The sequence below is a fragment of the Dactylosporangium sp. NBC_01737 genome, assembly GCF_035963215.1.
Classification (GTDB): Bacteria; Actinomycetota; Actinomycetes; order Mycobacteriales; family Micromonosporaceae; genus Dactylosporangium.
Map to the genome: position 1 here is coordinate 9,036,849 of NZ_CP109153.1, position 19,693 is coordinate 9,056,541.

Genomic DNA, 19,693 nt, shown 5'->3' on the forward strand with positions numbered 1-19,693 from the left:
CTGGCGCGGACCGGCCGACCTGCGCGGGGACGGCGGTGCGGGCGCCCGGTGGTGACGGACGGTCATGAACGACCCGGCCGGGCGCGGCACGGACCCGGATCTGCAAGTTGCAGATCCGGGCCGGCTCAGGCCGGCTGGTCGTCGTAGTGCGCTTCGAGGAACACGACGTCCTCGGTGACGTCGCCACCGCCGCTGGGCAGGGGCACCGAGGTCTCGTGCGCGAGGAGCCGGCCATCGAGCAGGCCGAAGATGAGGGTCTCGCGCCGCCCGCCGGCGTGGTCGGCGCTGACCGCGAGACCGGGCCGGCCGGTCCGGTCGGCGGCCTGCCCGCGCACGGTGATGCCGGCGACCCTGGCCAGCAGGCGCAGCACGGTTGCCCGTTCGGCGGGGTTCAGCGGGTACGTCTCGCACAGGTCGGCGACGCCGAGCAGCATCCGCGGCGGGCCGACCCGCGCCGGCCGGCGGGCGCCGAGGACCTGCTCGAGCAGCACCGGGTCGGTGCTCGGCGGGCCGGCGGCGCCGCGGGGCGGTCCGGGCGGGAGCGGCTCGGGGCTCGGGGTCGTGGTGACGCCGTCGACGGTGACCTTGACGATCCGGCGGCCCGGGGCGGTGGCGGACCAGGTCAGCCACTCCTCCGTGATCTTGCCGGCGGTGTCGAAGCCGGTGGTGCCCGTGCCGTCCGAGCCGGTGGTGTCGACGCTGCGGAGACTGCGGTGCAGGTGTGCGTAGGTGCCGGTGGGTGCCGCGGGGGTCCGCGCGACCCGGTCCGCGAGGTCGTTGAGCACTCCGGCCGCCGCGTCGCCGGTCGCGCCGGTCGGCTCCCCTGGCGCGACCGGGGACGTCACACCCGGCGGGCTCGAGGTGGCACGCGGCGCGGTGCCCTCGGCGTCGCGTTTGCGGCCGTTCGCCGCGACCGCGTACCCGACGCCGAGCACCAGGACCAGGACCGCCCCGGCGCCGATCAGCACCGCTCGCCGCCACCGGGCAGAGTCCGGCGGCGGCGCTGCGGCCGGGGCGGACGGCGGCACGGACGCGGCCCCGGCGTCCGACGCCGCGGCGCCCGCCGCGTCGGGCCCATGCCCCGGCACCGTGTCCGGCGCAGGCGAAGGCGAAGGCGAAGGCCCGGGCTCCGGCGACGGTGGGAGCCGGGCCAGTTGCTGCTGCCAGTGCGCGACGTCCGCGGCGGTCCCGCCGCCGAGATAGACGGTCCACAACAGGATCCGGTCACCGGCCGGTTCGGCGACCAGCTCTTCGACCGTGGGCACGGCCTCCCCCACCGGCAGGTTGACCGCAACGCCGTCGCGCTCGGCGTCGGCGCGGCGGCGCAGGAGCTCCGGGCGGTCGACACCTTCCGCGGCGAGCAGGTCGCCGACCGCCGCCCGCAGCGCGGCACGGTCCGCGGCGGACAGGTCGGGGCGGAACCGCGCGGCGCGGCGGGCGTGCTGCTCGTAGTCGTTCCTCCACCCGGCGATCGCGGCGGCGTCCTGGCCGCAGCCGCGCAGGTAGTCCGCGACGTTGTCCCACGTGGGCAGCTCGCGCCCGCTGTCCACCTTGGACATCGTGGTCGGGTTGCTGCGGCCGAAGGCCAGGTCGACGCGGCGGGGCCGGCCGGCGGCCGCCAGCAGAGCGCGCAGCTTACGGGCGAACTGCGCGGCGGGCCCGTATCCCTTGACCGCGTTGAGCGGCCTGCCGCGGTTGCCGCCGGAGGGTTTCGGCGGGCGGGTGGGCCTGGACGCCGGGCGGTCGCCGCCGGTCTGCGGCTCGGGCATCGTTCCGGCTCGCTTTCGTGTCCGGTCGTTGCGGCCATGGGTGTGCATCGAGGAGGCGCCCTGCCGGGTTTCGCCAGGGCGCCGCCTCACCGGGTTCAGCGGTCTGTGCGGGCGGGGTGAGCACCGGAATGCCTGACGGTTGCAGCCGTCCTGAGCGCATCCCGACATGCGGCATATTGCCACCAGGGTCCAGAAGTCCGCCAGTCGTGTGCGGCGCGCATTGTCGACACATCAGCGCCGGTGCACGCCGGCCGACGATCGACGATCATTCCCCGGTGCCGGGCCGGGTGGTGGAGTGACCGGCACCGACCGGCCCATCAACGGTCACCGTATCGGCGTGCGTCACTGGCTTCACCAGTGACGGAACTGCGCCGCCGGGCCTTGGTCGGGCAGACAACAATGCGGTAACGTCGCCGCATCCGGTAACGCCGCGGTCACGCGGGCCGACATGCTCCCGGTCCGGCCTACTCAAGGGTTCAGCGGTCTGGGGACGGGGGTCTTCCGTTGCAGCGGGAGACCCCCACTGCGTCGCCGCCCTGCGGATGCGGTGCAGCAGCCGCCCGGCCGCGGTGGCCACGACCAGCACCATCGCCCCGATCTGTGCCGGGCCGGCGCCCCGTGTCAGGGCGAGCGCCGCCAACCCGAACACCGCCGCCAGCACCGCCACGACGGTCACCGCGTCGGCGATCCCGACCGGCCGCCACCGGCCGCCGCCGCGATCGTCCGGTGTCCTGTTCCTGCGATCGTCCATATGATCCTCCTCGATCTCGTGGGTCCGTGCGGTGCTCCGCACGATCGACCCAGCGATGATCGAGGTCACGATCCGTAGACCGCAAGCGATCAAATATCAGAGAATTCGGCGACCACGGCGACCTTTCGCATCCGAATGATCCGGGGACGGACGCGCAGGCCGCAACGGCATTGCCGGGACGCCTGAGAAACAATTCCCGGGCGGCTGTTTATAAACCGCCGGAAATGCCGCTGGCCGGCGGGGGTCCGCCGGCCAGTGCGAGTTACGCGCGGGGAGGGCTACCAGTAGTGACGTCGCCCGGCGAGCGGGCGGCCGACGGCGCCCAGGATCCACAGCACCGCGCCCACGATCAGCAGCACGATGCCGATCGTCTCCAGGATGCCGACGTGCAGGAAGAGCCCGAGCAGGAACAGGATCAGGCCAAGGACGATCATCTTCAGCTCCCGGGGAGGAGGGGTGTTGCGTGGACATTCTTCAGGTACCCCTCCCCCGCCTGATCTGAAACACGGATCACCCGCGGCGCCCCCGGCGGGCGCGGATGTAGTCGGACACAACGTATCGGCCCAGGTCACCGGCCTCGGGCGTGAAGACCCGCCCGCCGCTGCGCCGGGCGACGGCGTCGACGAAGCGGCGCAGGCCGGGATCCTCGCCGAGCATGAACACGTTGAGCACGGCGCCGTAGCGGGTGAGCTGGTCGACCTCGTGCACCGTGGAGGTCACCGTCTCGCGGGTCGACGGCCAGTGGAAGTAGGAGGTGCCGTCGTCGAGCAGGTGGGCGGTCGGCTCGCCGTCGGTGACGACGAGGACGACGGGGTCGGAGCCCGGGTGCCGGCGCAGGTGCCGGCCCGCGAGCATGAGGGCGTGCTGCAGGTTGGTCCCCTGCACGTAGTCGGGTTCGACCGCGGCGAGTTCCTCGACGGACAGCTTCGTGGCGTACCGGCCGAATCCGATGATCTGCAGGGCGTCCTGCGGGAACCGGGTCGCGACGAGGTGCGACAGGGCGAGCGCGGCCTGTTTCATCGGGCCCCACCGGCCGTCGGCCATCATCGAGAAGGACAGGTCGACGCAGAGCGCGACGGCGGCGGAGACCCGCCGCTCGGTCTCGGCGATCTCGAAGTCCTCGACGTCCAGCCCGATGGGCAGGACCGCGGTGCCGCCGGTGGCCTGGCGGCGCACCGCGTTGCCGATGGTGCGCACCACGTCGATGGGCTGTTCGTCACCGTACTGCCAGCGCCGCGACGCCCCGGTCAGCTCGCCCGCGGCGCCGGCGTCGCGCAGGTCGTGCTGGCCCTTGCGGCCCGCGGCGAGGTCCGCGAAGACGGTGCGCAACGCGGTGCCGCCGAGCCGGCGCAGCGCCTTGGGGCTCAGCGTGAGCCCGTCGGCGCCGCGGGTGACCCAACCCTGCCGGCGCAGCTGCTGCTCCAGCTCCCGCAGCCGGCGCAGGTCGTCGGCGGCGGACCGGCCGAGCTGCCGCTCGACCGCCTCGACGTCCACGTCGTCGAGGGTGGCGCCGGGGTGCTCCTGGCCGAGCTGGTCGAGGAGGTCGTCGAGGTCGCCGATCTCCTCCAGAGCGCCGGCCGCCTCGCCGTAGCCGAGGTCACGCTGCCCGCGGACCCGCTCGCCGCGACCCCAGTTGAGGTCGGGGCGCAGGGCGCGCAGGTTGTCGGTGAGGGCGGCCATCTCCCCGGCGAGGCTGCCGAGGGACTGCTCCATCAGCGCCTGCAGCTCCTCGCGCTGCTGCGGGCTCAGGGAGCGCAGGAGCCGCTCCCCGGCGGCGGCGCGGCGGGCGAGGGCGTCGATGAGCTCCTCGACGGTGCCGGGCTGCTCCGGGAAGAAGTCGCCGTGCTGGGCCATGAACTGCGCGAACGCGTCGTCGGTGTTCTCGCCGCGGGCGTGCTTGCCGAGCAGGGCGTTGAGGTCCTGCAGCATCTCCCGCATGCGTTCCTGCATGGCCGGGTCCTGCAGGGCTTCCTTCATCCCCTGGAACCGCTGCCCGAGCACCTCGTTGCGCAGCTGCTCGAGGATCTGCTCGTACAGCGCCCGCGCCTCCGGCGACGTCCAGTTGTATTCGGACAACTCCGAGACGGCCTTGGACGTCGACCGTGGCAGATTCGCCAGCTGCGCCTCGGCGAAGCGGGCGTCGTCGCCGTCGATCGCCGCCAGCGCGTCGCGTTCGGTGGCGACGGCCTGGTCGAGCAGCTGCTGGGCGCGGGTCACGGCACCGTCGAGGTCGCCACGGCGCATCGCCTCGCGGCGCAGCCGCCGCGCCCTGGCGAGCAGGTCGTCCAGGCCGCGGCCGCCGTCGGGGCCGTTGCGCAGCAGGTTGCGCAGCGCCTCCCGGAGGCTGCCGCCGTCGAGGACCTCGGCGCCGACCTGGTCGACGGCGGCGCGCACGTCATAGGGCGGCGCGAGCGGGTCGGGCCCGCCGCGCCACGCCCCGTAGCGGAACCTGTTGTGGCGCACGTGCTCAGCCTCCGTAGACGGTGCGGCCGTCCTCGGTGAGATCCTTGGACAGCCGTCTGGTGAGGTGCAGTCCCTCGAGGACGAACTCGATGCCGGCGGCGGCCTCGCCGCGGCTGGGCGCGTCGCCGAGGCCGAGCCGTTCGAGGACCTTGGCCAGGCCCGGGACGGTGCCGACCTGCTGGAGGATGTCGTCGGCGCCGGCGAGTTCGCCGGTCTCGATGACCTGGCCCTCGGCGACGAGGTCGGTGAAGCCGGACAGGTCCAGCCCTGCGAGCCGGGACCGGAACGTGTCGGCGGTCGCGGTGCGCAGCAGGTGGGCGAGGATCTCGATCTCGCGGCCCTCCTCGCCGCTGTCGAACTCGACCTTGCCGCGCAGGGTGCTGGTGACCGACACGGTGTCGCCGACCCGGGCGACGGGCTTGTCGTCGCCGAGCAGCCCGCCGCGGCGCAGCGCGGACGCGGCGACGGTCTCGGCGGCGGCGATCGCGAACCGGGCGGACACACCGGAGCGCGAGTCGACCGCGGGCGACTCCCGCACGGCGCGGGTGAACCGGGCCAGGACCTCGATGACGTGCCCGGGGACCTGCGCGACCAGCTGCGCCTCCTGCTCGATCAGGTCGGTCTCCAGCTCCAGGTCGAGGGGGTAGTGGGTGCGGATCTCCGCGCCGAAGCGGTCCTTGAGCGGTGTGATGATCCGGCCGCGGTTGGTGTAGTCCTCGGGGTTGGCGCTGGCGACGAGCAGCACGTCCAGGGGCAGCCGCAGCTGGTAGCCGCGGACCTGGATGTCGCGCTCCTCCAGGACGTTGAGCAGCGACACCTGGATGCGCTCGGCCAGGTCGGGCAGCTCGTTGACGGCGAAAATGCCGCGGTTGGTGCGCGGGACGAGTCCGAAGTGGATGGTCTCCGGGTCGCCGAGGGTGCGGCCCTGCGCGACCCGGATCGGGTCGACGTCGCCGATGAGGTCGCCGACGGACGTGTCGGGGGTGGCGAGCTTCTCCCCGTAGCGCTTCGAGCGGTGCAGCCAGTCCACCGGCAGCGCGTCGCCGGCTTCGAGGGCCAGGCGCCGGGACGCGGGCGTGATCGGCTCATACGGGTGCTCGTTGAGCTCGGATCCGGCGATGACCGGGGTCCACTCGTCCAGCAGCGACACGAGGCCGCGGATGACGCGGGTCTTGCCCTGGCCGCGCTCGCCGAGCAGGACCAGGTCGTGTCCGGCCAGGATGGCCCGCTCGAGCTCGGGCAGGACGGTGTCTTCGTAGCCGACGATCCCGGGGAAGCGGGGCTCGCCGGAGCGGAGCTTGGCCAGGAGGTTTTCGCGCAGCTCCTGTTTGACGGTGCGGAACCGGTGGCCGCTCGATCGCAGCTCGCCCACGGTGCGGGGCAGGTCCAAAGGCTGGGTCACTGGTCGAACCTAGCGCGCTCAAGTTTCCAGCGGCGAAACCGGACGATCTCCGGTGCGGAAGCGGGCCAGCAGCGCGGACCGCACCGCGGCGACGGCGGGAGCGACCGGCCCGGCGCGGTGCGCGAGGAACAGCGTGTTGAGCGGCGGCACCGGCGGGTCGTGCAGCAGCACGAGGCGGCCGGCGTCGAGGTCGGCGCGGACCAGGTATTCGGGCAGGACGCTGCACCCCGCGCCGGCGAGCACCAGCGCGCGGACCGCGTGCAGGCTCGGCACCACCACGTCCGCGGTGCGGTGCTGACGCTGGTCGAACACGCTGCGCCAGTACCGCCGGATGATCGGCAACTCCTCGGCGTAGCTGACGAGCGGGGTCGTGGCGACGTCGCAGGCCCGCGCGGCGACCAGGACGAACTCCTCGTCGTAGAGCGGCTCGGCGGCGAGCTGGCGGCGGCGTGGGCGGCTGGTGAGCACGGCGAGGTCGAGGGCGCCGTCGCTCAGCGCGTCGGCGAGGTCGTCGGACAGCCCGAGCGTGACCCGCAGCTTCAGCCCGGCGGCGACGAGGCCGGCGAGCGCGGGCAGCACCAGGTCGGTGAGGAACTCCGCGGCGCCGCCGAGCCGCACGGTGCCCTCCTCGGGCCGCTCGGCGACGCCGGCGAGGTCGTCCAGCGGCCCCGCGACCTGCCGGGCCAGCAGGTCGGCGGCCGGGGTGGGCGCGACGCCGCGGGGCCGGCGGATGAACAGCGGCCGGCCCAGCGCCGCCTCCAGGGCCTGCAGCTGGGCGGTGACGGTCGGCTGGGACAGCGAAAGCCGCCGGGCGGCGCCGGTGACGGAGCCCTCGCGGTGCACGGCGAGGAAGGTGCGCAGCAGATCGAGGGAGATTGCCATAGGATTTCCTATGGTACGACCACTGTTCGGCTATTGGTGCCGATGGCACCCAGCGCGCGAAACTGCCTGCATGACAGCGATCCTGATCGTCCTGACCAGCCACGCGACCCTCGGCGACACCGGCCGCGGCACCGGCTTCTACGTCTCCGAGGCGGCCCACCCGTGGGAGGTGTTCACCAAGGCCGGGCACGACGTGACGGTGGCGTCGGTCCTCGGCGGCGACCCGCCCCGCGACGGCGACACCGCCGGCCACGAGGACTTCCTGGCGTTCCTCGGCCACGACACCCCGGCCGTCGCCGACGTCGACCCCGCCCGCTTCGACGCGGTGCTCCTGGCCGGCGGCCACGGCACCATGTGGGACTTCCCGGACAGCACGGCGCTGCAGTCCTTGGTGCGGCAGGTGTACGAGCAGGGCGGCGTCGTCGGTGCCGTCTGCCACGGTCCGGCCGGGCTGGTCGGCGTCACGCTCACCGGCGGCGGCGCGCTGGTCGCGGGGCGGGACGTCGCCGGCTTCACCGACGAGGAGGAGCGCCTGGTCGGGCTGAGCGACGTGGTGCCGTTCGCGCTGCAGCGACGCCTGGAGGACCTCGGCGCGCGGCACACCGGCGCGGCGCCGTGGCAGCCGTGGGTGGTCCGCGACGGGCGCCTGGTCACCGGCCAGAACCCGGCCAGCGCCACCGGCGTCGCCGAGGCGATGCTCGACGCCCTGCAGACCCGCTGACGGTTCACCGGTCGCGGGCGATCTCCCGCCAGGAGTCGAAGCCGGTCCAGCCCAAGGCCGGGTCACGGTACTGGTAGTACTCGTACGCCGCCTCGCGGCCCAGCGCGACGAACGCGGCGGCCAGGGCGAACAGCGCGCCGGTGACGGCGGTCGAGGACAGCACGGAGAACCAGAAGGGCAGCACCCGGTACAGATGTGCCTCCTCGGCCGCGCCGTAGGCCAGCAGCGCGTTGTCGGGGTTGATCACCACGCCGAGGAGCAGCCCGACCGCGGTGAGCAGCGCCGCCAGGCCGACGACCGTGCGGGTGCCGACGGACCTGCGCAGGACCGCCATCGCGACCCCGGTGAGCAGGCCCACCAGGCCGGCGCCGAGCACGGCGGTGAGCGCCAGGCGGGTGTGCATGCTGTCGAGCTGGAGCTGCTCGCGGACGCTCCAAGGGGCGTGCGCGGTGCGGGCGGTGTCGAAGCGGGCGTACAGCACCGCGGCCGCGATCGTCTCGGCCGAGATCAGCGTGATGGCGGCGATGATCAGCCGGTACGCCTGCCGGACAGGGTGCGGCGCCGCAGCGGTCCTGCTCAACGGCGCGCCGTCAGGTCCGGCTCGCGATGTCGAGCCAGGACGTGAAGCCGCGCCACGTGGCGGTCGGGTCGTGGTGCTGGTAGTAGTGCAGCGCCGCGTCCCGGCCCAGCCGGGCGAAGGCGGTGCCCAGCAGCACGACAACCCCGGTGACCGTCGCCGCCGTGACGGCGGTGAACCACACCGGCAGCAGCTTCTCCAGGTGGGCGAGCTCCTCGGCGTTGCCGGCCAGCACCGCGCCGTCGGGGCCGAGCACGATGCCGAGCAGCAGCGCGATCGCCACGACCAGCCCGGCGAAGCCGACGACGGTGCGGGTGCTGGTCGAGCGGCGCGGGACCGCGAGGGCCGCGCCGGCCAGCAGCAGCGACATGCCGGCGCCCAGCACGGCCGCGCCGACCAGCCGGGTGTGCACGCCGTCGACCTGCACCTGCTCGCTGAAGGTCCACGGCGCGTGGGCGTCATACGCCGCGCCGAACCGCAGGAGCAGGGCCACCGCCGCGACGGTCTGTGCGGCGACCAGGATGAGACCACCGGTGACCAGCCAGTAGGCCTGCCGCACCGGTCTGCTCGGAGGCGTGCCGTGTGCCATCGGCTTCAGCGTACGACCGGCAACCGAGCGTGGTCCATATCACCTCAGGGCCAGATGCCGGGTGGTTGGAAGCCGGGCCGCTGCGCATACGGCAGGATGGACGCCGACACGTACCGCAGCAACCGACATCCCGCCGAGGAGTTTTCGCATGGCGCTCAGCAAGCCCGACGTGACCCTGCCCGACGGCCCGCCGCCGGCCGACCTGGTGATCGACGACATCACCGTCGGCGACGGAGCGGAGGCCCAGCCCGGTCAGCGGGTCAGCGTCCACTACGTGGGTGTGTCGCTGTCGACGGGCAAAGAGTTCGACGCCTCGTGGAATCGTGGCGGCACCTTCGACTTCGGGCTCGGCCAGGGCGAGGTCATCGCCGGCTGGGACCAGGGCGTGGCCGGCATGAAGGTCGGCGGCCGGCGCAAGCTGGTCATCCCGCCGCACCTGGGCTACGGCAGCCGGGGCGCCGGCGGCGGCCTGATCAAGCCGGGCGAGACGCTCGTCTTCGTCGTGGACCTGGTCGGCACCCGGTAGATCCTCAAGTCCGTCTGTGGGTCCGGTATTCCCTACCGGACCCACAGATAGGAATGCGGTAATTCACAGCTGACACCCAGCCCCGCTCGGACATCGAGGTGGGATGCTGGACCATCGGCGTCGGCCGGCACTCTTTTTCACCATGTCACAACGCCATAAAGGGGTGTGCAGATGACAATGCAGTCGGCGACACCGCGCGCGAAACGGATCCTCATGATCGGCGCACCGGGTGCGGGCAAGGGCACCCAGGCGCAGCTCATCGCGCAGCAGTTCGGCATCACCCACATCGCCAGCGGCGACCTCCTGCGCAGGAACATCGCCGAGAGCACGACGATCGGCCGCACGGTCGAGGAACTCGTCAACAAGGGTGAGCTCGTCCCCGACCAGATCATCATGGACATGCTCCGCAAGCCCGTCCTCGCCGCGAACGCCGACGGCGGCTACGTCCTGGACGGGTTCCCGCGCACCGTCGAGCAGGCCGAGGCGGCCTACCGCACCGCCGGCGACCTCGGCGTCGGCGTGCAGATCGCGATCCACCTCGAGGTGCCCGAGGACGAGCTGATCCGCCGGATGCTGGCGCGCGCCCGCGGCGCGGACGACACCGTCGACGTGATCAAGCACCGCATCAAGGTGTACGAGGAGAAGACCCGCCCCCTGCTGGACTACTACCAGCAGCGCGAGCTGCTCATCCAGGTCAACGGCGCCCGCCCGGTCGGCGAGGTCACCTGGTCGATCGTCGTGCAGCTGCAGCGGGCCTTCAAGCAGCGCCCGACCGCCGGTCGCACCGCCGCGGCACCGGACCGCGCGGTCGCCTGACCCGCCCGCTCCGCGCTGCGAAAGCCCGGCCCTGGGGCCGGGCTTTCGTGCGTCAGGCCGACAGTGCCGCCGACACGACCCCGCGGGCCTCCTGCTGGATGCGTTCCAGGTGCTCCGGGCCCTGGAACGACTCGGCGTAGACCTTGTAGACGTCCTCGGTGCCGGACGGCCGCGCCGCGAACCACCCGGACGCGGTGACGACCTTCAGCCCTCCGAGGGCGGCGCCGTTGCCGGGTGCGGCGGTCAGCTTCGCCGTGATCGGCTCCCCTGCCAGCTCCGTCGCCGTCACCTGCTCCGGCGCCAGCTTGCCCAGCACCGCCTTCTCCTCGCGGGTGGAGGCGACGTCGATCCGCGCGTACGCGGGGGCGCCGTGCCGTGCGACGAGGTCGGCGTAGTGCTCGCTGGGCGACCGGCCGGTCGTCGCGATGATCTCGGCGGCGAGCAGGCACAGCAGCAGGCCGTCCTTGTCCGTCGTCCAGACCTCGCCGTCGCGGCGCAGGAACGACGCTCCGGCGCTCTCCTCGCCGCCGAAGCCGACGGAGCCGTCCAGCAGGCCGGGCACGAACCACTTGAACCCGACCGGCACCTCGATGAGCGTGCGGCCGAGGTCGGTCGCGACCCGGTCGATCATCGAGGAGGAGACGAGGGTCTTGCCGATCGCGGCGCCCTGCGGCCAGCCGTCGCGGGCCTTGAACAGGTACTGGATGGCCACGGCGAGGAAATGGTTGGGGTTCATCAGGCCCGCGTCCGGGGTGACGATGCCGTGCCGGTCGGCGTCGGCGTCGTTGCCCGTGGCCACCTGGTAGTCGCCCCGCTTGCCGATCAGTGACGCCATCGCGTTCGGCGACGAGCAGTCCATCCGGATCTTGCCGTCCCAGTCCAGGGTCATGAACGCGAAGGTCGGATCGACGTCCGGGTTGACCACGGTCATGTCCAGCTTGTGCCGTTCGGCGATGGCGGCCCAGTACGCGACACTGGCGCCGCCGAGCGGGTCGGCGCCGATGCGGACCCCGGCGTTGGAGATGGCGGCGAGGTCGATCGCGGCCGGCAGGTCGTCGACGTAGGCGGCGAGGAAGTCGTACCGGCCGGTGGTGTCGGCGGTGCGTGCCCGCGCGTACGGGATCCGTTTGACGTCCTTGAGCCCGGCCGCCAGCAGGGCGTTGGCCCGGTCCTGGATCCACTTGGTGACGTCGGTGTCGGCGGGGCCGCCGTGCGGCGGGTTGTACTTGAAGCCGCCGTCCTCCGGCGGGTTGTGCGACGGCGTGACCACGACCCCGTCGGCGCCGAGGTGCCGGTGGGTGAGGATGGCGTGTGACAGCGCCGGCGTCGGCGTGTACCCGTCCCGGCTGTCGATGAGCACCTGGACCCCGTTGGCGGCGAACACCTCCAGGGCGCTCACCGTCGCCGGCTCCGACAGCGCGTGGGTGTCCTTGCCGACGAAGAGCGGCCCCGTGTACCCCTGGATCGCCCGGTATTCGCAGATGGCCTGGCTGGTCGCGACGATGTGGTCCTCGTTGAACGACCGGCGCAGGCTCGACCCGCGGTGCCCGGAGGTGCCGAACGCGACCTGCTGGGCGGGGTCGGCGACGTCGGGGTGCTCGGCGTAGTAGCTGGTGATGAGTCGCGGGACGTCGACGAGGTCGGAGCGCTGCGCCGGTAGCCCTGCACGGGGATGGACGGACATACGGCATACGTTGCCACGTCAGGCTGTGCGCTGCGACATGACCGGGGCATCAGCGGAAACAATCCGTGGCTAGAATGCCGCGCATCGATGCCCCCTTCACCCTCGTGAGGCGATGATGACCACCGCGGTTTCGATGTACTCCAGGGTCGGTGGCGGCCCCGCCGTCAAGCACGTCGTCGACCAGCTCTACACCTGGATCCTCTCCGACGAGGAGCTGTCCCCGTACTTCGCCACCGTGACCGTCGAGTCGCTGAAGCGGCACATGGCGGCGCTGCTCGCCCAGGTGCTCGGCGGCCCCGCGGAGTACGGCGGCCGCGAGCTCGGCGAGGCGCACCGCGGCCTGGGCATCACCGACGCCCATTACACCCGCGTGGTCGACCTGGCCCTGGCCGCCCTGTTCCTGGCCCACGCCCCCCGCGACATCGTCGCCGCCGTCGAGGACACCCTGTCCGCGGTGAAGGCCGACATCGTGGTGCCCGCTTAGCTCGGTTCCGCATGGGATGATCCGGGTATGACGTGGATCGCGCCCGCTGCGCCGCCGTTCGGGGGTTCGCTCGTCGCCGACGAGCGGACCCTGCTGGAAGGGTTCCTGGACTGGCAGCGGGCCGTGCTGGTCGGCAAGTGCACGGGGCTGACCGGTGAGGAGCTGGCGCAGCGCTCCGCTCCCCCGTCGACGTTGTCGCTGCTCGGGCTGCTGCGGCACGTCACCGACGTGGAGCGGGAGTGGTTCCATACCCGGTTCCGCCAGTCGCCGGTGCCGTTCCTGTACCGCCGCGACGATGCCAAGGACGCGGCCTTCGACGAGGTCGACCCCGCCGCTGCCGAAGCCGACTACGAGCGGCTGCTGGCGCAGTGGCAGGCGTCGCGGGTCGCGGTGGCCGCCGCGGCCCTGGACGACGCGTTCGAGGACGCCCAGCGCGGCCCGATGTCGCTGCGCGCCGTCTACCTGCACCTGATCCAGGAGTACGCCCGCCACAACGGCCACGCCGACCTGCTCCGCCAGCGCATCGACGGCGAGACCGGCTGAGCGGCTGAGTGGCCGGCCGCGTCACACGGCGGTGACGCCTTCGTAGGTGCCGACCGGGGCGGTGCCGGTGGTCTCGTATTCGAGCAGGAGCAGCCCGGTCGCGGTGACGTCGTGGCGGGCGAGCCGCAGGCCGACGGTGTCGGCCGGATGGGTGAGCAGCCGCCGCCCGGTCCCGATCACGGCAGGGGCCACGACGAGGCGGAGCGTGTCCACCAGGCCGGCCGACAGCAGCGCGCCGCCGAGGCGGGCGCTGCCGTGGATCTGCAGTTCCCGGCCGGGCTGTGCCTTGAGCGCGGCGACCGCGCCGGCCGGGTCGCCGCGCAGCACCGTCGCAGGTCTCCAGGTCGCGTCGGTGAGCGTGCTCGACACGACGTACTTGGACAGCGAGTTCATCCGCTCGGTGAAGGGATCGTCGGGGTCGGTGATCTGCGGCCAGTCGCGGGCGAAGGCCTCGTAGGTGCGGCGGCCGAGCAGGAGGCCGTCGGCGAGGTCGAGCCAGTCGGACGCCTGCTCGACGAACTGCGCGTCGATGTGTGGCACCAGCCAGCCGCCGCGGGTGAAGCCGTCGCTGGTGTCCTCGGTGGGCGAGCCGGGGCCCTGGCAGACGCCGTCCATGGTGACGAACTGGGTGAGGGTGATTTTCATCGGGCGGCGTCGCTCTCGGCGAGGGCGGCGAGCTGCTCGGTGACCGAGCCCCAGCCGTCGATGAAGCCCAGCTTCTCGTGCAGTGACCGGGCCGCCGGGTCGCCGTGCCGCACGACGACCCGGTAGTCCGTGCCGTCCGGGTGCGCACCGAACGTGATCTCGGCGGTCATGGCGATCGGGGCGGGGCTCGCGGGGCGCCAGGCGCTGTCGATCGCGTTGGTGAACACGATCCGTTCCAGGTCCTCGACGATGATGAAGCAGGCGTCCATGTGGGGTACGAACGAGACGCCGTCGTCGCTGAGCCGCGTGACGAACCCGCCGCCGGGGCGGACGTCCAAGCGGTCGACGCGGGACCGCGCGGGTGCCGGGACCCACCACTGCGCGAGGCGGGAGGGGTCGGTCCACGCGCTCCACACGCTTGCGCGGGGGGCACGGATGACCCGTGCCAGGGTGAGGTCGAGATCGGGGTTCACGGCTGGTCCTTCGCGGTGTCGGTGACGAACTGTTCGAGGCGGTCGGTGCGCTCCTGCCAGATCCGCCGCTGCTCGGCGAGCCAGTCGTCGACCAGGGCGAGGCGCTCGCGGTTGAGCGTGCAGGTGCGCACCCGGCCCGACTTGGCGGTGCGGATCAGGCCGCTGCCCTCCAGCGTGCGCACGTGCTTCATGAAGGAGGGCAGGGCCATCGGGAACTCCCGGGCCAGGTCGCCGACGCTCGCCGGTCCGCGGCCGAGGCGGCGGATCACGGCACGCCGGGTCTGGTCGGTGAGGGCGGCGAACACCTCGTCGAGTTGCGCCGGATACTGAGCCACAAGGCTTAGTATCCGCGGCGGTAACAGTTAGCGCAAGGGATAAGTGTCGGGCTGATCAGCGGACGGGCGCGGGCAGCGGGACCTCGACCGTGACGTCGCCGGAGGTGGGTGGCGCGACGGCACGGCGGCGGAGCAGGCGCAGGGCCGGCAGTTCGACGCAGTGGTAGACGGCCATCGCGCCGAGCAGGCTGATCGAGAACACCGAGACGGTGACCAGGGCGGCGACCAGCGGGTGGGCGTGGTGCGGCAGCAGGCCGAGGCGCTCGTAGGCAAGGTACGTCAGGTAGTGCACCAGGTAGAAGGCGAACGAGACCTCACCCAGGTAGCGCAGCAGCGGCCGGGTCCAGATCGTGGGCACGCCGGTCAGGTCGGCGCGGGCGGCCGCGGCCACGGCGAGGGTCACCGGCACCAGGGTCAGGGCGTGCTGGTTGAGCGGGTAGGGCGCCTTCAGCGCGGCGGCGGCGCCGAGGGCCACCAGGACGAAGGACCAGCGCAGGCCCGGCCCCCGCCACGCTCCGGCCCGGATGAGCAGCGCGACGACGATGCCGAGGGCGAATTCGGCCATGCGTACCGGTGGGAACATGTACCCGAACCACAGCGCGAACGGGCGCTGCGCGGTGGTGAGCAGGACCCCGGTCGCCAGCACGCCGGTGACGAGCAGGGCGGCGACCGTCCACAGGCCGCCGGGGCGCAGCCGGCGCAGAAAGGCCAGCAGCAGCGGGAAGCACAGGTAGAAGAACGCCTCGCAGGACAGCGACCAGCTGACGGGGTTGAGCGCGCCGAAGATCGAGGCGTGCGGGAACCAGGTCTGCGTCAGGGTGAGGTGGGCGGCGAGCTGCAAAGGACCGGCGCCGCCGACGACGAGCAGCGCGGCGAGGGTGGTGACCAGCGTCGCCGGGTAGATCTTGCTGAAGCGCCGCCACCAGAATCCCCGCACCCCGAACGCCGGCGGGGATGACCAGGTCAGGACGAAGCCGGAAAGCACGAAGAAGAACGACACGCCCATCGCGCCGCCGTTGACCAGCAGCGCCCACAGCGCGGCCCGGACCGGTCGCGGGGCGACCAGATCCGGGTCGTAGAACAGCTCCAGGGTGTGCTGGCCGAACACGACGAGCGCCGCCGCCCAGCGCAGGCCGGTGAGGGCCGGCAGCCGGCTGTCGCGGTTCACGCTTGATATCTAGTCAGTCTTCCCGGCCGGCGCACGCCGGGCCGGGAAGAATTCACCCCGATGTGACCAGTGGTGACGTTTCGCAGTCACCGCATCACCGATTGTTGCGACGCTCACCGCCTCGATTGTCCCGGTTCCGGTCGCGCAGGCCGGGCAGGCGCATCGTCATGAGACCGAGTCCGATGATGACCAGGCCGATGACGATGTTGTTCGCGATGGAGCCCCCGGACGGGTACGCGCCCTGGATGACCCATGGCGCGACGAACGTCCACACGCCGATGACCACCGGCACCCAGGTCAGGCCGTGGGTGCGGCCGTAGGCGGCGGTGAAGCCGGCGGCGAGCGCGACGACGACCGCACCGCAGATGAAGTTGTTGGCCGCGAGGTCGGTCTCGAAGCCCGCGAACCCGATGATCCACGGTGACAGGGCGAGGTAGAGCCCGGCGAGCAGCAGCCCACCGTCGGTGACGTGCGCGGTCGGCGTCTCCGCCGCGCGGTCGTAGCGGGCCCGCAGCTCGAGGATGTCCGGGTGCTGCTCGAGGTCCGCGATCGGACGGGTCATGACGGTCCCCTTTCCTTCGTCGGAGACGGCATCTCTAACCCGTTCAGGGCAGAACTAACACGATTCGGGTGGGCGCGGCGGCGGCGCTGCAGACGCCGTCCGCCGCACCCCGGTTCGCGATGGGAGCCGCGAAAAGGGTGGGCATCACCTCCAGGTGGATCGATAGCCGTCGCGACCATAGGGGAAATTGAGGGCGCTTGTCCCGGGAGCGCTCCCATGCCAGAATCAGCGCCACCTCGCGTCTGGGAGCCGACGGGGCACACGCAGCAATTGGCCTATGCCACACCGCCGCAGCGCTGTCGCGTGCCCGTTCCCCGCCCAGAAACTTTCACGAGGAGCACCCCACACATGACCACCCGAAATCAGCGCCGGCTGCGTGCCGCGGCCGTCGGCCTCCTGGCCACCGGCACGCTGTTCGCCCTGCCGGCCGGGATCGCACACGCCGCCACCGGCTGTTCGGTCGTCTATTCAGTCCGCAGCCAATGGAACACCGGGTTCACCGGCGACCTGGTGGTGAAGAACCTCGGCGACCCGCTGACGAGCTGGAACGTCACCTGGACCTTCGCCGGCAACCAGCAGTTGCAGCAGAGCTGGAACGGCGACTTCACCCAGTCCGGCAGTGCGGTCACCATCCGCAACGCCCCCTGGAACGGCAGCCTGCCGAGCAACGGGACCGTCAACCCGGGCTTCAACGCGGGCTACAGCGGCACCAACGTCAACCCGACCAGCTTCTCGCTCAACGGCGTCGCCTGCACCGGGCCGAACACGGCGCCGACGGCGACCATCACCTCGCCGGCCGCCAACACCCGCTACACGGCGCCGGCGACGATCCCGATCGCCGTGACCGCCACGGATCCCGACGCCGGTGACTCGATCGCGAAGGTCGAGTTCTACCACGACGGGCTGCTGCTCGGGTCCGACACGTCCGCGCCGTACACGTACAGCTGGACCAACGTGCCGAGCCAGAGCGGGGCGTACTCGCTGCAGGCCAAGGCGTACGACAGCAAGGGTGCGGTGGGCACGTCGACCGCGGTGCCGGTGTTCGTCGACCCGTTCGTCGGGCCGTCGATCGTGGCCGCGCCGTCGCCGCTGACCGTGCCGGAGGGCGGCTCCACGCCACTGTCGGTGAAGCTGAACCAGGCGCCCTCCTCGAGCGTCACGGTGGCGGTGGCCCGTACCGGCGACACCGACGTCACGGTGTCGCCTGCCTCGCTGACGTTCACCACCGCGAACTGGAACACCGCCCAGACGGTCACCGTCGCCGGCGCCCAGGACGCGGACACCACCAACGGTGCCGCCACGATCAACCTGACCGCCAGCGGCTGGGCGTCCGCGGCGGTACCGGCGAACGAGAGCGACGATGACGTCGCCGGCGGCGTCTACGTGCAGCGCTTCCTCGAGCAGTACACGAAGCTGCACAGCTCCGGGTACTTCTCGCCCGAGGGCGTGCCCTACCACTCGATCGAGACACTCGTCGTCGAGGCGCCCGACTGGGGTCACGAGACGACGTCGGAGGCGTTCAGCTTCTGGCTGTGGCTCGAGGCGCAGTACGGCCGGGTGAAGCAGGACTGGGCCCCGTTCAACAAGGCCTGGGACACGATGGAGAAGTACATCATCCCGACCCACGCCAACCAGCCGACCGGCGGCTACAACCCGAGCGACCCCGCCGACTACGCGCCCGAGGCCGGGCAGCCCAGCCTGTACCCGCAGCAGGGCGGCCACCTCGACTCGTCGGTGAAGGTCGGCGTCGACCCGCTGTACACAGAGCTGACCTCGACGTACGGCAACACCGACGTGTACGGCATGCACTGGCTCGAGGACGTCGACAACGTCTACGGCTTCAGCTCGTGCACCCCGCAGGCCGGCTCCACGGTGTCGTACATCAACACCTACCAGCGTGGCCCGCAGGAGTCGGTGTGGGAGACCGTCGCCCACCCGTCCTGTGAGGACTTCCGCTACGGTGCCAAGGCCAACGGCGGCTTCCTGCCGCTGTTCATCGACGGTACCCCGGCCAAGCAGTGGCGCTACACCAACGCCCCCGACGCCGACGCGCGCGCCATCCAGGCCGCGTACTGGGCGCAGCAGTGGGCGACCGCGCAGGGCAAGGGCGCGGACGTGGCCGCCGTCGTGGCGAAGGCCGCGAAGATGGGCGACTACCTGCGCTACGCGATGTACGACAAGTACTTCAAGAAGCCCGGCTGCACGTCGACGGCCTGCGCCGCCGGCACCGGCAAGGACTCCGCGGCGTACCTGCTGAACTGGTACTACGCGTGGGGCGGCGACGCGGGCGGCCAGTGGTCGTGGCGCATCGGCTCCAGCCACAACCACCAGGGGTACCAGAACCCCCTGGCGGCCTACGTGCTGTCCAACGTGTCGGGCTTCGCGCCGCTCTCGCCGACGGCGAAGGGCGACTGGCAGACCAGCCTCGGGCGGCAGCTCGAGTTCTACCAGTGGCTGCAGTCCTCCGAGGGTGCCTTCGCCGGTGGCGCCACCAACAGCGTCAACGGCAACTACTCCGCGCCGGCGTCCGGCACGCCGACGTTCTACGGCATGTTCTACGACGAGAAGCCGGTCTACCACGACCCGCCGTCCAACCAGTGGTTCGGCTTCCAGGCGTGGTCGGTGGAGCGGGTCGCGGAGTACTACTACGCGACCGGTGACGCCAAGGCCAAGACCATGCTCGACAAGTGGGTCTCGTGGGCGATCGCGAACACCACGTTCACCGCGGACGGCGACTTCAAGATCCCAGACACGCTGCAGTGGACCGGCGCGCCGGCCACGTGGAACCCGTCCAGCCCGGCCGCCAACACCAACCTGCACGTCAGCGTCGTCAGCTCCGGCACGGACGTCGGCATCGCCGCCGCCTACGCCCGGCTGCTGACGTACTACGGCGCGAAGGCGAACAACACGGCGGCGAAGACCACGGCGAAGAAGCTGCTCGACGGCATCTGGCTGCACACCGACAGCAAGGGCGTCGGTATCCCGGAGACCCGCAACGACTACAACCGCTTCGACGACATCTGGTCCTCGTCCAACCAGCAGGGCCTGTACATCCCGTCCGGGTACAGCGGCGTCATGCCCAACGGTGACGTCATCGCCCCCGGCAAGTCGTTCCTCGACACCCGTTCCTTCTACAAGAACGACCCGAACTGGCCGGCCGTGCAGGCCTACCTGAACGGGACCGGCCCAGCGCCGACGTTCACCTTCCACCGGTTCTGGGCACAGTCCGACATCGCCATGGCGATGGCCGACTACGGCCTGCTGATCGGCTAGCGCTCCACCGTTCGACCCCGGCGGCCATCG

At 72.0% G+C, this 19,693-nt stretch carries 20 protein-coding genes; 6 read left to right on the forward strand and 14 right to left on the reverse strand.

Features of this window, described 5'->3' with window-relative positions; genetic code table 11:
- Positions 1 to 125: 125 nt before the first annotated feature.
- From OHA72_RS41160 to OHA72_RS41185, 6 genes are all read right to left on the reverse strand, one after another.
- Positions 126 to 1,769: a hypothetical protein gene (locus OHA72_RS41160; protein ID WP_327001500.1), complete on the reverse strand. Its 1,644-nt coding sequence runs from the start codon at positions 1,767 to 1,769 to the stop codon at positions 126 to 128.
- 265 nt (positions 1,770 to 2,034) lie between these two features.
- Positions 2,035 to 2,589, reverse strand: coding sequence for a hypothetical protein (locus OHA72_RS41165; protein ID WP_327001501.1), 555 nt, complete (start codon positions 2,587 to 2,589; stop codon positions 2,035 to 2,037).
- A 209-nt stretch (positions 2,590 to 2,798) separates the two neighbouring features.
- Positions 2,799 to 2,954, reverse strand: a complete 156-nt coding sequence (locus tag OHA72_RS41170; RefSeq protein ID WP_203853177.1) for a DUF6131 family protein — start codon at positions 2,952 to 2,954, stop codon at positions 2,799 to 2,801.
- A gap of 76 nt (positions 2,955 to 3,030) precedes the next feature.
- Positions 3,031 to 4,983 carry a vWA domain-containing protein gene (locus OHA72_RS41175; RefSeq protein WP_327001502.1) on the reverse strand — a complete coding sequence of 651 codons (1,953 nt, stop codon included), beginning with the start codon at positions 4,981 to 4,983 and terminating at the stop codon, positions 3,031 to 3,033.
- 4 nt (positions 4,984 to 4,987) lie between these two features.
- A complete protein-coding gene (locus OHA72_RS41180) occupies positions 4,988 to 6,385 on the reverse strand; it encodes a sigma 54-interacting transcriptional regulator (RefSeq protein WP_327001503.1) in 1,398 nt (465 codons plus the stop codon).
- Between the two features lie 18 nt (positions 6,386 to 6,403).
- The gene (locus OHA72_RS41185; protein ID WP_327001504.1) at positions 6,404 to 7,267 is read right to left on the reverse strand and encodes a LysR family transcriptional regulator; all 864 of its coding nucleotides are present in this window, start codon (positions 7,265 to 7,267) and stop codon (positions 6,404 to 6,406) included.
- A 70-nt stretch (positions 7,268 to 7,337) separates the two neighbouring features.
- Here OHA72_RS41185 and OHA72_RS41190 point away from each other — a divergent pair, with 70 nt between their 5' ends.
- The gene (locus tag OHA72_RS41190; protein ID WP_327001505.1) at positions 7,338 to 7,988 is read left to right on the forward strand and encodes a type 1 glutamine amidotransferase domain-containing protein; all 651 of its coding nucleotides are present in this window, start codon (positions 7,338 to 7,340) and stop codon (positions 7,986 to 7,988) included.
- 4 nt (positions 7,989 to 7,992) lie between these two features.
- Here OHA72_RS41190 and OHA72_RS41195 read toward each other — a convergent pair whose 3' ends face one another.
- Both OHA72_RS41195 and OHA72_RS41200 read right to left on the reverse strand, forming a co-directional pair.
- Positions 7,993 to 8,568 (reverse strand): hypothetical protein, encoded by a 576-nt coding sequence (locus tag OHA72_RS41195; protein ID WP_327001506.1) that lies wholly within the window; start codon positions 8,566 to 8,568, stop codon positions 7,993 to 7,995.
- A 10-nt stretch (positions 8,569 to 8,578) separates the two neighbouring features.
- A complete protein-coding gene (locus OHA72_RS41200; RefSeq protein ID WP_327001507.1) occupies positions 8,579 to 9,154 on the reverse strand; it encodes a hypothetical protein in 576 nt (191 codons plus the stop codon).
- 148 nt (positions 9,155 to 9,302) lie between these two features.
- Here OHA72_RS41200 and OHA72_RS41205 point away from each other — a divergent pair, with 148 nt between their 5' ends.
- A complete protein-coding gene (locus OHA72_RS41205; RefSeq protein WP_327001508.1) occupies positions 9,303 to 9,680 on the forward strand; it encodes an FKBP-type peptidyl-prolyl cis-trans isomerase in 378 nt (125 codons plus the stop codon).
- Positions 9,681 to 9,851: 171 nt separating this feature from the next.
- Positions 9,852 to 10,496 carry an adenylate kinase gene (locus tag OHA72_RS41210; RefSeq protein ID WP_327001509.1) on the forward strand — a complete coding sequence of 215 codons (645 nt, stop codon included), beginning with the start codon at positions 9,852 to 9,854 and terminating at the stop codon, positions 10,494 to 10,496.
- 52 nt (positions 10,497 to 10,548) lie between these two features.
- Here the strand turns inward: OHA72_RS41210 and pgm are convergent, their stop codons facing one another.
- Positions 10,549 to 12,180, reverse strand: coding sequence for a phosphoglucomutase (alpha-D-glucose-1,6-bisphosphate-dependent) (gene pgm, locus OHA72_RS41215; protein WP_327001510.1), 1,632 nt, complete (start codon positions 12,178 to 12,180; stop codon positions 10,549 to 10,551).
- A 115-nt stretch (positions 12,181 to 12,295) separates the two neighbouring features.
- On the opposite strand from pgm, the gene OHA72_RS41220 reads away from it, so the two are divergent.
- Both OHA72_RS41220 and OHA72_RS41225 read left to right on the forward strand, forming a co-directional pair.
- Positions 12,296 to 12,664, forward strand: a complete 369-nt coding sequence (locus OHA72_RS41220) for a group I truncated hemoglobin (protein WP_327001511.1) — start codon at positions 12,296 to 12,298, stop codon at positions 12,662 to 12,664.
- 27 nt (positions 12,665 to 12,691) lie between these two features.
- Positions 12,692 to 13,207, forward strand: coding sequence for a DinB family protein (locus OHA72_RS41225; protein WP_327001512.1), 516 nt, complete (start codon positions 12,692 to 12,694; stop codon positions 13,205 to 13,207).
- 21 nt (positions 13,208 to 13,228) lie between these two features.
- Here OHA72_RS41225 and OHA72_RS41230 read toward each other — a convergent pair whose 3' ends face one another.
- The 5 genes from OHA72_RS41230 to OHA72_RS41250 form a co-directional block, all read right to left on the reverse strand.
- Positions 13,229 to 13,852 (reverse strand): dihydrofolate reductase family protein, encoded by a 624-nt coding sequence (locus tag OHA72_RS41230; protein ID WP_327001513.1) that lies wholly within the window; start codon positions 13,850 to 13,852, stop codon positions 13,229 to 13,231.
- The gene (locus tag OHA72_RS41235; RefSeq protein ID WP_327001514.1) at positions 13,849 to 14,325 is read right to left on the reverse strand and encodes an SRPBCC domain-containing protein; all 477 of its coding nucleotides are present in this window, start codon (positions 14,323 to 14,325) and stop codon (positions 13,849 to 13,851) included. The genes OHA72_RS41230 and OHA72_RS41235 overlap by 4 nt, the downstream gene beginning before the upstream one ends.
- Positions 14,322 to 14,660, reverse strand: coding sequence for an ArsR/SmtB family transcription factor (locus tag OHA72_RS41240; RefSeq protein WP_327001515.1), 339 nt, complete (start codon positions 14,658 to 14,660; stop codon positions 14,322 to 14,324). Before OHA72_RS41240 ends, OHA72_RS41235 begins: the two co-directional genes overlap by 4 nt.
- A gap of 55 nt (positions 14,661 to 14,715) precedes the next feature.
- On the reverse strand, positions 14,716 to 15,828 hold the full coding sequence (locus tag OHA72_RS41245; protein WP_327001516.1) for an acyltransferase family protein: 1,113 nt from the start codon (positions 15,826 to 15,828) through the stop codon (positions 14,716 to 14,718).
- Positions 15,829 to 15,922: 94 nt separating this feature from the next.
- Positions 15,923 to 16,390 carry an SPW repeat protein gene (locus OHA72_RS41250; RefSeq protein WP_327001517.1) on the reverse strand — a complete coding sequence of 156 codons (468 nt, stop codon included), beginning with the start codon at positions 16,388 to 16,390 and terminating at the stop codon, positions 15,923 to 15,925.
- Positions 16,391 to 16,738: 348 nt separating this feature from the next.
- Here OHA72_RS41250 and OHA72_RS41255 point away from each other — a divergent pair, with 348 nt between their 5' ends.
- Positions 16,739 to 19,663 (forward strand): glycoside hydrolase family 48 protein, encoded by a 2,925-nt coding sequence (locus OHA72_RS41255; protein WP_327001518.1) that lies wholly within the window; start codon positions 16,739 to 16,741, stop codon positions 19,661 to 19,663.
- Positions 19,664 to 19,693 lie beyond the last annotated feature (30 nt).

Coding starts and splice junctions, on each gene's coding strand:
- OHA72_RS41160 (WP_327001500.1), bottom strand. CDS start 1,769: ATGCCCGAGCCGCAGACCGGCGGCGACCGCCCGGCGTCCAGGCCCACC.
- OHA72_RS41255 (WP_327001518.1), top strand. CDS start 16,739: ATGACCACCCGAAATCAGCGCCGGCTGCGTGCCGCGGCCGTCGGCCTC.
- OHA72_RS41230 (WP_327001513.1), bottom strand. CDS start 13,852: ATGAAAATCACCCTCACCCAGTTCGTCACCATGGACGGCGTCTGCCAG.
- OHA72_RS41220 (WP_327001511.1), top strand. CDS start 12,296: ATGACCACCGCGGTTTCGATGTACTCCAGGGTCGGTGGCGGCCCCGCC.
- OHA72_RS41190 (WP_327001505.1), top strand. CDS start 7,338: ATGACAGCGATCCTGATCGTCCTGACCAGCCACGCGACCCTCGGCGAC.
- OHA72_RS41170 (WP_203853177.1), bottom strand. CDS start 2,954: ATGATCGTCCTTGGCCTGATCCTGTTCCTGCTCGGGCTCTTCCTGCAC.
- OHA72_RS41200 (WP_327001507.1), bottom strand. CDS start 9,154: ATGGCACACGGCACGCCTCCGAGCAGACCGGTGCGGCAGGCCTACTGG.
- OHA72_RS41210 (WP_327001509.1), top strand. CDS start 9,852: ATGACAATGCAGTCGGCGACACCGCGCGCGAAACGGATCCTCATGATC.
- pgm (WP_327001510.1), bottom strand. CDS start 12,180: ATGTCCGTCCATCCCCGTGCAGGGCTACCGGCGCAGCGCTCCGACCTC.
- OHA72_RS41185 (WP_327001504.1), bottom strand. CDS start 7,267: ATGGCAATCTCCCTCGATCTGCTGCGCACCTTCCTCGCCGTGCACCGC.
- OHA72_RS41250 (WP_327001517.1), bottom strand. CDS start 16,390: ATGACCCGTCCGATCGCGGACCTCGAGCAGCACCCGGACATCCTCGAG.
- OHA72_RS41205 (WP_327001508.1), top strand. CDS start 9,303: ATGGCGCTCAGCAAGCCCGACGTGACCCTGCCCGACGGCCCGCCGCCG.
- OHA72_RS41225 (WP_327001512.1), top strand. CDS start 12,692: ATGACGTGGATCGCGCCCGCTGCGCCGCCGTTCGGGGGTTCGCTCGTC.